Origin of the sequence: Veillonella caviae (assembly GCF_003992125.1) — a bacterium.
Classification (GTDB): domain Bacteria; phylum Bacillota; class Negativicutes; order Veillonellales; family Veillonellaceae; genus Veillonella; species Veillonella caviae.
In genome coordinates this window covers 1-13818 of the sequence record NZ_RQUY01000022.1, presented here as the reverse complement: position 1 = coordinate 13818, position 13818 = coordinate 1, and the positions used below count along the sequence as shown (strand labels likewise).

The window sequence follows — 13818 nt, the reverse complement described above, 5'->3', positions numbered from 1 at the left end:
TAATAAAATATTTATTAGAAAGCCTATATAAGTCCTTGCGTGTCAATATCTTGTATGATATAATCATTCAGGTATAAGAAACGATTTTTAAGGAGGTGACTCAATTGCCAAACATTAAATCCAGTATTAGAAGCGTAAAAACGGATGCTGAACGTCGTGCGAAAAATGCCGCTGTAAAATCTCAAATTCGTACAGCAGCTCGTAAAACCGTTGAAGCTGTTCAAGCAGGCGCAGTAGAAGAAGCAAAACAAGCACTTGTTCATGCTACTAGCGTAATTGATAAAGCAGCCTCCAAAGGTGTACTTCATAAAAACACTGCAGCTCGCAAAAAATCCAATTTAGCAGCTAAAGTAAACGCTTTATAATATAAAGCAGAAATGACAGTCTCCACGACTTTTCGTAGAGGCTGTTTTTTATTTCTATACTTCCACTCTATTTTCACGAGTGATTAAAGGATGTATATCTGTAAATCATAAATAGCCTCAATACATTAGATGTATAAAACCCTAATGTATTGAGGTTATTTTAATACAATATTGTGCTAAAACTTCTCCACTCTTTATACATTATCTAGCACTCTACAACCCCTTTAGTGGTAATTCGTATTTCCGGTATTACCGTCAACGCCAAAAAGCTCAAATTGATAAATGGATCTAATCCTCTCCTTATCCCCATGTCATAAGCAATTTCTTTCATATCCGCAACCTTTTTATCCACTGTGTGGTGCGGTTCATTGGTAATGAGCCCCATGATTTCTAATGGTAATTCCCCAACCACAGTTCCACTGCGGACGATGACATAGCCGCCGCCAATGTTTCTAATACGCTCAATAGCTATCATCATATCGTCATCATTATCACCAACGACAATAAGATTGTGCGAATCGTGGGCAAAGGATGTGGCGATAGCACCATTATGAATATCAAATCCTTTTAGCACACCTACCCCATTTCTGCCACTAGCTTTGTAACGTTCAATACATGTGATTTTATTGAACTCAGAATTCGGTGTAAATACGCCATTTTCACTAGGCACCGATTCAATGGTTTTAGCCGTAACGATTTGTCCCGGCACAATATTGATAACAGGATGTTCACCATCAACTGCGAGACTTAATTGGGATTTCTTAAAATCACCGATATTAATGGTATATAGTAATTCTTCTGGCACTGGACGGCGAGAGCTTTCATAAGCCCCATGACGGTCGATGATAACACCATTGTATATAACATCATAAATGGACACGTTCGACTCATCATTTAAGATAACAAGATTCGCCTTATATCCTGGGGCAATCATGCCAATATCCTTGAGTCCGTAGCACTGCGCTGGATAGGTACTAGCCATTTTATACGTTTCAATGGGATTCAAACCGAGCTCAATGGCTTTTCTAATATTGTAGCTAATATGTCCTTCACGACGGATATCCTCAATATGTTTATCGTCCGTACAAAATCCATATCTGTCCACAGGGCTTTCTGCATCAACGATGCCGGTCACGATAGCCTCAAGATTATGAGCCGCACTGCCTTCGCGAATCCACACATATAACCCTTGGCGCACTTGCTCCTTCGCTTCTTCATAAGTAATGCACTCATGGTTCGTCGTAATCCCTGCTAAACGGTAACTAGCTAATTGTTTTGGTGAAAGCCCAATAATATGTCCATCTAGTACACGATTTTTATAAGCATTCAATTTACCAATCATATCTGCATCGGCACCGATAACACTGTAACAATCCATGACCTCACCGAGGCCCAAAATAGCTGGATTATTGCATAATTCACTAAGAGTGTCACAATCTAATAAAGCGCCATTATCTTCCCCTGGTACGGCCGGCACACAGGACGGCGCCATAACGTACACATCACCACGAGCATCACGAGTTTCGTCAATCATATACTGAATACCTTTTAGACCTGCTACATTACCTGCTTCGTGAGGATCTACAATATACGTTAAGGTCCCTTCACGAGATGCTTCATGTACCAACTCGCGAGGATTTACCAAGGTAGACTCTAAATGTAGATGAGCATCGATAAAACCAGGCACAATATATTTACCAGTGTAATCGATTTCTTCTAGGCCTTCGTATTTACCAACACCAATGATATACCCATCAGAAATAGCAATATCTTCAATAGACCACATTTCATTGCCTACATCCAACACATGAGCCCCTTTTAAAACAAGTGGAGCTGGCTCTAAACCTTGCGCTATGTGAGATAGTTTTTTTGTATAGTTCATGGAGGGCCTCCTTATATATTCCGAACGAGGAAAACATCAATATAAATTGTAGAATAGAAATGACACTACATAAGCATATATAACTTATGAGCACGCATATGATACGTCAATTATACCAATATTTCTTTTACTATGAATATAGCAGCTAACACATACATCACGGCTGATACATCTTTATATTTATTTGAAAGCACCTTAACTACTACATAGCTTACAAGGCCCCATTCGATACCTACACCAATGGAATAGGCAAAAGGCATCATAATAATTGTCAAAAATGCCGGTAACCCTTCGGATATATCACCAAAATTGATATCTTTCACAGATGCCATCATAAATAGACCTACTACAATGAGCACTGGTGCTGTTGCAGCTACAGGGATAACAAGTAATAATGGTGCTACAAAGAGTGATGCTATAAATAGCACAGCTATTGTAAGTGCTGTAAGTCCTGTACGTCCCCCTTCTGCTATGCCAGCTGCCGATTCAACAGCTACAATATGTGGCGATGTACCGAGCGCACTCCCTATAATAGTACCGATAGCAGCTACTTTCATAGCAGAACCTTGCACTGCCAGTTGTTTATCTGGCAGAACCTCTGCTTGGCTCGTTAAACCAATGAGAACGCCTACAACATTAAATACATTAACAAATAAAAATGTAAATACCACGAAAATCATATCTACGCTAGTTATTTCAGAAAAATCATAATGCAATGCAATAGGCGCCAATGATGGTGGCATAGACAGTATCGTTTCTGGTAATTCTGTGACACCTGAAAAAAAGCCTACAATAGCTGAAATAATGACGGCTAGGAATATGCCTCCTTTCACATTTCGCACAGTAAATACCGCAATTAATATAATACCCAATATAGCAATGAGGCTATTTGGGGTATGTAAATCGCCGAGACTCACTAATGTAGCTGGTGAACTGACAATGAGACCTGCACTACTGAGGCCAATTAAAGTAATAAATAATCCGATACCAGCCGTAACCGCCATCTTTAACGTATAGGGTATAGCATCAAAGATTAGATCCTTTAACGGTGTTAATGCAATGATGAGGAATAAAATTCCTGCAATGAGCTGTGCCGTTAAAGCAAAGGCAAAACTATGCCCCATTTGGACTACTACAGTATAGGCAAAAAATGCGTTAATCCCCATACCAGAAAGACCTGCAAATGGCATATTACTAACAAAGGCTAAGAGCAATGTCATAATAATAGCGGACAGTGCAGTAGCTGTAAATACAGCACCCCCATCCATACCGCCGGCACTTAAGATAATGGGATTAACCGCTAATACATAGGCAACACAAAGAAATGTCGTAGCTCCTGCAAATAATTCACCACTGATGGTGCTACCACGTTCTGTAATATGGAATAGTTTATCCCATATACTCATTTGATGAGTACCATTCATAGTACCTACCTCCTTAGGTTCTTCACCAACATACCTACTAAACTATATGTATACATTTCTACACAAAAGACGAATTTTCCTGTTTATATTTGCATAAATAGGAAAATTCGCCTTTTATTGATTGCAGCAATCTTAATATATATTATTTTCTAAATACTACAAGTTAAAAATAGTTGTATCTACAGATTTAATAAACAGAATGTTCAAAATTAATTACATAATAAAACTACCCCATAGAATTAATATTTCTAATACTATAGGGCAGTGTTCATAATATATTAATTTTTTAACTGTTGTAAAAACGATGTCCCCACAGGATAAGCGGGTAACCCAAAGTTTTCCAATATAGTTTGTCCTATATCAGCAAAGCTATGACGGGATCCTAAATCAACGCCCTCTGTAATAGCGGTTCTACCATCACTAGATTTATGAGTATCTTCTAATTTGCTAGGCAAATTCATACTTGGGCTATACGCCAACAATGGTACTCGTTCACGGGTGTGATCTGTACCTGTCCATGTGGGATCATTGCCATGGTCCGCTGTGATGAGGAGTAAATCGTCATCTTTTAAAAGTGGTAGTAGACCACTGAGTTGATAGTCAAAATCTTCGATGGCTCGTTTATATCCTTCTACGTTACGTCTATGTCCATAGAGGCTATCAAACTCAACGAGGTTCACCATCATGAGACCTCTTTCAAAGGTGGAGCCCATAAGGTACGGTACCATGTTCATACCATGGGCATTGGATTTTGTTGGATACGATTTATCCCAGCCAACGTGAGCATAGATGTCGCCAATTTTACCAACTGCTACTGTTGGGATGTGGGCAACTTGCAATTCCTGTTGTACCATTCGTTGCTCCGGCATACGACTGTAATCGTGGCGGTTCGACGTCCGTACAAAATGGCCTGGCTTGCCAATAAATGGACGAGCTATGATGCGGCCTACATAATACTCCCCTACACAGACCTTATCTCTCGTCACTTGGCATATACGATACAATTCATCTAAAGGAATCACATCTTCATGAGCAGCAATTTGAAATACTGAATCAGCAGACGTATATATAATCGGTTTTCCCGTTTTTATATGCTCTTCACCAAGACGTTCAATAATTTCCGTTCCTGATGCTACCTCATTACCAAGAAACTCATATCCTGTTTTTTTTATGAAAGTATCCATTAATTCCTTTGGAAAACCTTCATAAAATGTTGGAAATGGTACCGTTACAGGATGCCCCATCATCTCCCAATGTCCGCTAGTGGTATCCTTACCAGTACTTAACTCCTCCATTCGGCCAAAAGCACCAATGATAGGACTTTCACCACAAGAAATATCTGCGATATGAGCTAAACCTAATTGTTTCAATGTAGGACAATGAATAGGACCAGCGACGCTTTCAATATGCCCCAATGTATTAGAACCTTCGTCACCGAAATTCGACGCATCCGATGCATGACCGATGCCGACGCTATCCATCACTAATAGAATAATTCGTTTATACATATATATTCCTCACCATATTCAGATATGAATATAATTCATGAAATACTAAATCAAGAACTAACAACGTGGATTATATTTTTTAATATATGCATATCTTCATCATTTTGTTGTTTCCAAGTCAAAGTTACACCTGTAATATAACCTTTTCTTGCTAATTCTACATCTGTAGGCATATCATCTTTTCCATCATCTAAATCACCTGCAAGCCAGTAATAATCTTGACCGCGAGAATTAATACGAGCATCGATAATATTGCTATACCTTTGTACCCCTTGACTAACGATTTTAAAATGATCCCAATCACAAGGCCCCTCTTTAGGAAAATTAACATTTAATAAACCCATAAATTTGTAATTTTCAAAAATGGTTTTTATGAACTCCCCTATGAAGGGATGCATTTCATCACCACGATCATCAGAATATCGTTCTACAGATAATGCCAATCCTGGAATACCATAGAAACAACTTTCCATAGCCGCCGATACAGTGCCAGAATATAATACATCAGACCCTAAATTAAATCCATGATTAATGCCAGACACAACTAAATCTGGCATATCGTCAGCTAATAAATAGCTAAGTCCAAATTTCATGCAATCTGAAGGAGTTCCCGTTAATGCATAAAGGCGAGGATTGCTTGAATCCTCGCTATGTACCTCTAGTTTTAAAGGAACTTCTGTAGTTAATGCATGAGATTTAGCACTTTGTTCCGTAGCAGGTGCTACTACAGTAACACGATGATATTGACTTAGATACTCTGCTAAACGCCGTAATCCTGGCGCCAATATACCATCATCGTTACACATTAAAATATGCATACACTCTCCTATTTTTTAGATTTATTCATATTTCCCATACGTGTCAGTTTTACATCGTTCAATCCTACTGCACGAGTATGTTGTGTGTGTGACCACACTTTATTATGACGTCTAAAAAAACCTAAAATATTAACTGGTACCCAAGAATATACAAATAGTGGATATAGTAAATAATAGAACCACACTTTAGGTGGCACTTTAATTTTAAGTAACACAATAAGAGGAAATAAATATTGACCTACACCAATAATTTGCCACACGGACATAGGTAAGATTTTATATAAAATATTTGTATAAATCGGCATATACGCATTAATTGTAGAAAATACTAAATACACAGTAGTCAATAATAAGAAATATGGTTGACTCACTTGAAATATGCCATCTAAAATCATAATATTTCCATCTTTAATACCTGTCGCAAAAAGTTTTGGAATATAACGCCCTGCACAATCAAATTGGCCTTGCGCCCAACGAAGCCGTTGTTTGCAAGAAGCCATCATAGTAGTTACTTTTTCATCATATACGATAGCATCATGTGCCCAACATGTACGGATACCATGAATTAATAATTTCATAGAGAACTCCATATCTTCCGTTAAGCTTGTACAATCCCATCCGTAAGTACGAATGATATCAGTACGAATACACATACCAGTACCACCTAAAGCTGTAGATAAACCAATGCGGTATTTAGCCAAATGCCACATATGATTTACCATCCAGAAAGCAATTGAGAACGTACCAGCTACCCAAGAATCAGTAGGATTTTTTGCATTCAAATACCCTTGAATAACAGATTCACCTTTTTCAAGATGGTCATTCATTTCTAACATAAATTGAGGATGTACTAAATTATCTGCATCAAAAATAAGATATGCATCATATTTGCGCTCCATTTGTTCAACACGATCAAACATCCAGCCCATGGCATATCCTTTGCCCACTTCATCCTTATTAAAACGGACATGTACATTAGCACCTGCCGCTTCAGCAACAGCAGCAGTATTGTCGGTACAATTATCAGCTACTACAAAAATATCATACAGTTCATCTGGGTAGTCTAGAGATTTTAAATTTTTTACAAGTTCCCCTACCACCACTTCTTCATTATGAGCACACACAACAATAGCGAAGGAGTTTTTAGGCGTATAGTTTTTATGAACTCTAGAGCGCCACATACCAATAACGGCAAGGATAAAATAATAAACCGTATAAATTACGATTATTACCTGCATAGGAATCAATAGTAGATCCAGTAGGTAATCCATAAGTCACTCCTCCAAGTCTATTTTCGCACTGAATTAATAGCCGTGTTAAATAGACCAAACAACACATATCCAACAAAAACCATGACAGCCCATGTATGATAATCATAAACAAGAGCTGCAGCAACGATAATCGCTACTAATGCAACAGCAATATAATTAGTCCGCACTGCGCTATGACCTTTAAAATCAGGGTATTTCACTTCACTAACCATGAGAATACCTACCACAATCATAGCCACAAACAACCCCAATTGAGGTATTTGTACACCACACAACACATAAGTAGCAGCTAAGCAGCCCGCTGCTGGAATTGGCAAACCTTCAAAATAGCCATGCACTTCATCAGTTTTAATATTAAAACGGGCTAAACGAAAAGCACCAAGCACTGAAAATACCAATAGAGGCAGATAGCCCAGCCATCCTAAACCTTGCAATTCATTCATGTATAGCATATATGCAGGAGCTACACCAAAGCCAACGACATCAGACAAAGAGTCTAATTCGCGCCCCATAGGACCTGATACCCCTAGAGCTCTTGCTACACGACCATCAAGCCCATCTGCGACTAAAGACAATAATACACAAATGGAAGCCCAAAAAGTATTACCAGTAGCCGATAATGTAATACCAATAACACCGAATGCTAGATTAGCACTAGTAAATAAATTTGGAATAATTGATTTATTCATGATGTAGCCTCCCAATAATCGTATCACCGGCAGTAACATGTTGGCCTTTTTCAATACAAATCTCTACATTTTTATCCATATAAATTTCTGTACAAGAGCCAAATTTAATCATACCGTATAATTGTCCTCTTTCTAGTTGACTATCAAGATCTGTCCAAGATACAATACGGCGTGCTAATAAACCAGCAATTTGGGTAACTAGTACTTCAGTTTTATCATTCTCTATACAAATCGTATGGCGCTCATTTTCAAATCCTACTTCCTCTTTAAAAGCAGGTAAAAAGCTCCCCATTGTATAGTGTCTATATGTAATTTTCCCTTCTATAGGAGCCCGATTTGCATGCACATCAAAAACAGACAGGAATATAGTCACTTTTTTACATTCTCTATGAAGATACAAATCTTCATAGACGTCTGCAATTTCCATAATCTTTCCATCTGCAGGAGAAAGGATAACATCTGGCTCTGTAGGAATCACACGTTTGGGGTTTCTAAAGAAATTTGCAAAAAATAATGCCAAAATAAAAAAAACAATCGCAATACTATAGTACCCCAAACATACAGTTATTACAGTAGCGATAAGCATAGCTCCTATGAGAGGATATCCATCTTTAATAATTGGTCCCAACTTACACGCTCCTACTTATTCTTAATCACGGTCCATATAAACTTAGGTATCGCCAACATACGACCGATACGTTGTGGCTCGAGATACAATCGGTATAACCATTCTAGTCGATTTTCTTGCATCCACTTAGGAGCCCTCGGAATATTTCCTGCCAAAACGTCAAAAGTTCCCCCTATACCGATAGCAACAACACCATCTAAAGAGGATAATTTTTCAGCAATCCATTGTTCTTGTTTTGGTACACCTAATGCAACAAACACAAGTTTTGCCTTAGATGTTTTAATCTCTTCTATTATTCTAAGTTCTTCCGACTCATCGAAGAAACCATCATGAATACCTGCTAATGGAACAGAACCAAATTGGGACTCTAAATTCTTAACGGCCCGTTCTGCCACACCTGGTGCAGCACCTAAACAATAAATAGGAAGATTTTCTATAGATGCGATACCAAATAATTCCTTTGTAATATCTACACCAGTAACACGTTCGGGAACCTTTTCCCCTATGCGTTCTGCAGCCCATAAAATGCCTGCTCCATCTGGAACGACTAAACTAGCAGCATTCAAAATCCCATGTAACACAGGATTTTGAATAGCTAGCATAACCATTTCAGCATTAGCAGTGGCTACTATATGTAACCCTGGTTCTTTAGTTAAATTAACGATTCTAGAAATTGTTTCTTTCATCGTCATACAATCAATAGGAACCGATAATACTGAAATACGTTTACTCAAAGTAATACTCCATTATTAACCACTATAATTTGGTGCTTCTACGGTGATACTTACATCATGTGGGTGGCTTTCTTTCAAGCCTGCTGCCGTAATTTGAATAAATTGAGTATTTTCAATCATTTCTAGAATTGTATGGCAACCACAGTATCCCATACTAGCACGTAAACCACCAACCATTTGAAAAATAGTATCTGCCAACATACCTTTATATGGTACGCGACCTTCGATACCTTCTGGAACTAATTTTTTAACTTCTGTTTGGAAATAACGATCTTTACTGCCCAATTTCATTGCACCTAAACTGCCCATACCGCGGTATACCTTATAAGAGCGACCTTGATAAATAACGGTTTCCCCTGGGCTCTCATCAGTACCAGCAAGGATGTTTCCCATCATAACAACATTAGCACCTGCCGCAATCGCCTTGGCAATATCACCAGAATATTTAATACCACCATCAGCGATAATAGGAATACCATAGCGACGAGCCACTTGCGCAGACTCATAAACTGCAGTGATTTGAGGCACTCCAATACCAGCGATGACACGTGTAGTACAAATAGACCCTGGTCCAATACCAACCTTAACAGCATCCGCACCAGCTTCAATTAGAGCCTCAGTACCTGCTGCTGTAGCCACATTACCTGCGATAACTGGGATATGCGAGTATGCCTGTTTTAATTCTTTAATAGTGCGTAATACACCTGCAGAATGACCATGTGCAGTATCTACGATAATTACATCTGCTTTGGCAGCCACAAGGGCATCTAACCGATCATTCATATCTTTGGATACGCCGATAGCAGCACCAACCAATAAACGTCCACTAGTATCTTTAGCCGCATTTGGGTATTTTGTTGCTTTTTCAATATCTTTAATAGTAATGAGGCCTTTTAAATTACCATCATTATCAACTAAAGGTAATTTTTCAATGCGATGTTGACTTAAAATAGCTTTAGCAGCCTCTAAGGAAGTACCTTCTGGAGCTGTTACCAAGCCTTCTTTTGTCATACATTCACCAATACGACGAGATAAATCAGTTTCAAAACGCATATCGCGATTTGTAATGATCCCTACTAGTTTACCATGTTCTGTAATAGGTACACCAGAAATTTTATATTTTTGCATCAATTCTTCTGCATCGGATAATAGGTTTTGAGGGCTCAAGAAAATTGGATCAACAATGACACCATGTTCAGAACGTTTTACTTTATCTACTTCATGAGCTTGTTCCTCGATGGACATATTTTTATGGATAACACCTAAGCCGCCTTCACGAGCCATAGCAATAGCCATACGAGATTCAGTTACAGTATCCATACCTGAACTAATCATTGGAATATTTAATGTAATATCTCTCGTTAATTGTGTTTTTAAATTTACCTCGTGAGGTAATACATCAGATGCTGCTGGTACCAACAATACATCATCAAATGTCAATCCACGCGTACCAAATTTATCGTCTCTCATTGTTATTTCCTCTCTCGTATAATAAAAATAAAACTACGATCCTCCTAGCCCACATGGGCTAGGCAGGACAATCGTAGCTCGAATTAGCGTTCAGACCGCAAAATGCCGCCTTCCATATAATCATCTTTTTTCATATCTACAAAGATAACTTTAACTGCTTCTGCAGGAACATTAACGATTTCTACAGCAGCTTTAGTAATAGCTTCACCAAGTTGTTTCTTTTGTTCTTTTGTACGGCCTTCTACAAGCTCAACGTGAATAAGTGGCATAGGTGCACCTCCATAGATACAATAATAAATGTTTTTTCTATTATACGAGAATAGGCCATTATATACAAGGGGAAAAGCTAGATAAAATCTAGTATTATTCACACTTATATTTTCATTAGCCCTACATCTTAATTATACAATATTCTTAGAAATTTTTCACCAAATCTTTTTTCTAATTCTGGTTTCATCTCTTTTTCTAAATTTGTAATTCCCTCTTCGCTAATATATTGAAGTACATCGTTACGAGCAGCAACAAGAATATCAATATCTTTTACAATATTAGCAACTCGTAAATCTGGTAATCCAGACTGAGCCAACCCAAATAACTGACCAGAACCACGCATCAATAGATCTTGTTCTGCTAACTCAAATCCATCTTGAGTAGACTCCATCAACTGTAATCGTTCACGGCTAACATCTCCTTTTGAATCGCTAACTAACACACAATAAGCTTGAACATCACCGCGCCCTACTCGGCCGCGCAATTGATGTAGTTGGGACAAACCAAATCTCTCAGCTCCTTCGATACACATTATGGTAGCATTTGGTACATTAACACCGACTTCGACAACGGTAGTAGATACTAATAATTGAATAGTCCCTTTACTAAACCTCTCCATTACTTCTTCCTTATCTCGAGCACTCATACGACCGTGTACAAGTCCCACTTCAAAAGATTGATAGAAATACTCTTTTAATTCTAAATACAACGCTTCTGCAGCTTGTAAATCTAGTTTTTCAGATTCTTCTACCAAAGGACATACAACATATACTTGATGCCCTGCAGCCATTTCTTTGCCAAAAAATACACGAAGTCGTTCTTTATAAGAGCTATCCACTACATAAGTTTTCACTGGTTTCCGACCAGGTGGCATTTCTTTAATTAATGACACTGCCAAATCACCATATACCGACAAGGTCATCGTCCGAGGTATTGGTGTAGCGGTCATGATGAGCACATGTGGATGTCCACCTTTACGTTGTAATGCAGCCCGTTGCTCCACACCAAAACGGTGTTGCTCATCGATAATTACCAAGCCAAGATTATAAAAATCTACTTTGTCTTGTATTAATGCATGGGTACCGATAATCATTTGAATACAACCATCTTTTAACTCTTTATATATACGGTCTTTTTCTTTTTTCGTTGTAGAACCTGTTAATAGTGCGATACGTATAGGCAAATGTTTGCACATATCTTGAATGCCTTCATAATGCTGAGCAGCCAAAATTTCCGTAGGTGCCATAATAACAGCTTGGTATCCATTCTCTATGGCTTTCACCATACTCAAGATAGCCACTACGGTTTTTCCTGCCCCCACATCACCTTGCAACAGCCGCTGCATAGGTCTCTCATCTTGCATATCTTTCGATATTTCATCTATCGCGCGTCGCTGATCACCAGTCAACTTGTAAGGAAGATTCTCAATACAACGACTCATCAATACCCCATCGTGTCCCATTTTAGGGCCTAGATGTACCTGTTCTTTATTACGTAACAAAGCTAATCCCGATTGCATAACAAACAGTTCTTCGTATGCCAGTTGATGACGTGCCTCTTCATAATGATTGCTGCTATCTGGAAAATGCATAGCTTTAAAAGCATCATACCGACTCATAATCATATGTTTTTTTACTATAGATGACGGCAATATTTCATCTAATTCACAATGAGCAGTAAACCAATTGCGAATCGATGATCTCACTACAAATTGACTAACTCCGTCCACCAATGGATAAATTGGCACAATTCCTGTATCAGGCATAGCATTAGCACCAAGAGTTTCAATTTGTGGCGAATTCATTTGTTTAGAACCATATTGAACATCTACCTTGCCATAGACATATAACCTTTGCCCTACTTTATAAAAGTTTTTCTTGTACCCTTGATTAAATAATACAATTTTCAAAGAACCACTATTATCAGTTATAGTAATTTCTAAAATAGATAAACGAGGCCTAGGTCGTTTCTCTTGTACAGCCATTACTATTCCTACTACGCCACCAGTCATATCTGCTAACAAATCACGCACTGTATAGATTTTCCGTCGATCTTCATAAGAGCGAGGAAAATAGGTAAGCAAATTATTCACCGATGTTATACCTAGCTTATGTAATTGTCTTTCTCTGCCCGGGCCTACCCCTTTTATAGATGTTAATGCTTCGTTCATAAGACCTCTTAATTTATAAATGGTTGTGAAAGTATATCCAATTTACATCTATACCTTGTCACAACTCGTGATTTTCGTTTAGAATATTAGATATAGTATACCAAATATTGTAGTATATTTCACAAAACATGAAGTTCTCTAGTAAAAACACTTGCTTAAACCATATGTTTATGATAATATACTTTTGTTATGTTATAGATTAAGCTTGGAGGTGGAAACTATGGCAAACCTTTGCGAAGTATGTGGCAAATCCACATCTAGCGGTATGAATGTGAGTCACTCTCATATTCGCACAAGAAAAACTTGGAAACCGAACATTCAAAGAGTACGGGCGGTTGTAGACGGTGCTACAAAAAAAGTAAATGTATGCACACGCTGCCTTCGTTCTAATAAAATTACACGCGCGTAAAATAAAAAGTACATGTACTCTTAAACAAAAATACCCTTGCCGATGGCAAGGGTATTTTTGTATTTTCGCCAGATAATAAATGGCTTATAGGACAAAAGGTGTTGGTTTTTAATCCCATGAAGAATTGAAACTTTTATCATAAAAGTGTAAATCACTCCAAACAATAGCATCACCCCATGT

13 protein-coding genes are annotated in these 13818 nt (G+C 38.1%); 2 read left to right on the top strand and 11 right to left on the bottom strand.

Going from position 1 to position 13818, the window contains the following annotated elements; genetic code table 11:
- Window positions 1-104: 104 nt before the first annotated feature.
- A complete protein-coding gene (gene rpsT / locus EO120_RS07675) occupies window positions 105-365 on the top strand; it encodes a 30S ribosomal protein S20 (protein ID WP_004692998.1) in 261 nt (86 codons plus the stop codon).
- Between the two features lie 205 nt (window positions 366-570).
- Here the strand turns inward: rpsT and ade are convergent, their stop codons facing one another.
- The 11 genes from ade to recG all read right to left on the bottom strand — a co-directional run bounded on the left by ade (window position 571) and on the right by recG (window position 13229).
- The gene (gene ade, locus EO120_RS07670) at window positions 571-2247 is read right to left on the bottom strand and encodes an adenine deaminase (protein ID WP_127134896.1); all 1677 of its coding nucleotides are present in this window, start codon (window positions 2245-2247) and stop codon (window positions 571-573) included.
- Window positions 2248-2357: 110 nt separating this feature from the next.
- Window positions 2358-3671: an NCS2 family permease gene (locus EO120_RS07665; RefSeq protein ID WP_127134895.1), complete on the bottom strand. Its 1314-nt coding sequence runs from the start codon at window positions 3669-3671 to the stop codon at window positions 2358-2360.
- A 278-nt stretch (window positions 3672-3949) separates the two neighbouring features.
- Entirely contained in the window at window positions 3950-5179 is a 1230-nt protein-coding gene (locus tag EO120_RS07660; protein ID WP_127134894.1) for a phosphopentomutase, read from the bottom strand.
- Between the two features lie 50 nt (window positions 5180-5229).
- Window positions 5230-5997, bottom strand: a complete 768-nt coding sequence (gene surE, locus EO120_RS07655; RefSeq protein WP_127134893.1) for a 5'/3'-nucleotidase SurE — start codon at window positions 5995-5997, stop codon at window positions 5230-5232.
- A gap of 8 nt (window positions 5998-6005) precedes the next feature.
- Window positions 6006-7268, bottom strand: a complete 1263-nt coding sequence (locus tag EO120_RS07650) for a glycosyltransferase family 2 protein (protein ID WP_127134892.1) — start codon at window positions 7266-7268, stop codon at window positions 6006-6008.
- Window positions 7269-7285: 17 nt separating this feature from the next.
- Window positions 7286-7957 carry a CDP-diacylglycerol--serine O-phosphatidyltransferase gene (gene pssA / locus EO120_RS07645; RefSeq protein WP_127134891.1) on the bottom strand — a complete coding sequence of 224 codons (672 nt, stop codon included), beginning with the start codon at window positions 7955-7957 and terminating at the stop codon, window positions 7286-7288.
- Window positions 7950-8543, bottom strand: a complete 594-nt coding sequence (locus tag EO120_RS07640) for a phosphatidylserine decarboxylase family protein (protein ID WP_241234918.1) — start codon at window positions 8541-8543, stop codon at window positions 7950-7952. The genes pssA and EO120_RS07640 overlap by 8 nt, the downstream gene beginning before the upstream one ends.
- A gap of 53 nt (window positions 8544-8596) precedes the next feature.
- Window positions 8597-9319: a WecB/TagA/CpsF family glycosyltransferase gene (locus EO120_RS07635; protein WP_127134889.1), complete on the bottom strand. Its 723-nt coding sequence runs from the start codon at window positions 9317-9319 to the stop codon at window positions 8597-8599.
- 15 nt (window positions 9320-9334) lie between these two features.
- Entirely contained in the window at window positions 9335-10789 is a 1455-nt protein-coding gene (gene guaB / locus EO120_RS07630) for an IMP dehydrogenase (RefSeq protein ID WP_127134888.1), read from the bottom strand.
- Window positions 10790-10872: 83 nt separating this feature from the next.
- Window positions 10873-11058, bottom strand: a complete 186-nt coding sequence (locus EO120_RS07625) for a 4-oxalocrotonate tautomerase (protein ID WP_127134887.1) — start codon at window positions 11056-11058, stop codon at window positions 10873-10875.
- Window positions 11059-11186: 128 nt separating this feature from the next.
- The gene (gene recG, locus EO120_RS07620; RefSeq protein ID WP_127134886.1) at window positions 11187-13229 is read right to left on the bottom strand and encodes an ATP-dependent DNA helicase RecG; all 2043 of its coding nucleotides are present in this window, start codon (window positions 13227-13229) and stop codon (window positions 11187-11189) included.
- 220 nt (window positions 13230-13449) lie between these two features.
- On the opposite strand from recG, the gene rpmB reads away from it, so the two are divergent.
- A complete protein-coding gene (gene rpmB, locus EO120_RS07615) occupies window positions 13450-13638 on the top strand; it encodes a 50S ribosomal protein L28 (RefSeq protein ID WP_005386334.1) in 189 nt (62 codons plus the stop codon).
- Window positions 13639-13818 lie beyond the last annotated feature (180 nt).

Excerpts from the sequence above, each read along its gene's own strand:
- ade (WP_127134896.1), bottom strand. The coding sequence starts at position 2,247 with ATGAACTATACAAAAAAACTATCTCACATAGCGCAAGGTTTAGAGCCA.
- EO120_RS07665 (WP_127134895.1), bottom strand. The coding sequence starts at position 3,671 with ATGAATGGTACTCATCAAATGAGTATATGGGATAAACTATTCCATATT.
- EO120_RS07660 (WP_127134894.1), bottom strand. The coding sequence starts at position 5,179 with ATGTATAAACGAATTATTCTATTAGTGATGGATAGCGTCGGCATCGGT.
- surE (WP_127134893.1), bottom strand. The coding sequence starts at position 5,997 with ATGCATATTTTAATGTGTAACGATGATGGTATATTGGCGCCAGGATTA.
- EO120_RS07650 (WP_127134892.1), bottom strand. The coding sequence starts at position 7,268 with ATGGATTACCTACTGGATCTACTATTGATTCCTATGCAGGTAATAATC.
- pssA (WP_127134891.1), bottom strand. The coding sequence starts at position 7,957 with ATGAATAAATCAATTATTCCAAATTTATTTACTAGTGCTAATCTAGCA.
- EO120_RS07640 (WP_241234918.1), bottom strand. The coding sequence starts at position 8,543 with ATGCTTATCGCTACTGTAATAACTGTATGTTTGGGGTACTATAGTATT.
- guaB (WP_127134888.1), bottom strand. The coding sequence starts at position 10,789 with ATGAGAGACGATAAATTTGGTACGCGTGGATTGACATTTGATGATGTA.
- EO120_RS07625 (WP_127134887.1), bottom strand. The coding sequence starts at position 11,058 with ATGCCACTTATTCACGTTGAGCTTGTAGAAGGCCGTACAAAAGAACAA.
- recG (WP_127134886.1), bottom strand. The coding sequence starts at position 13,229 with ATGAACGAAGCATTAACATCTATAAAAGGGGTAGGCCCGGGCAGAGAA.
- rpmB (WP_005386334.1), top strand. The coding sequence starts at position 13,450 with ATGGCAAACCTTTGCGAAGTATGTGGCAAATCCACATCTAGCGGTATG.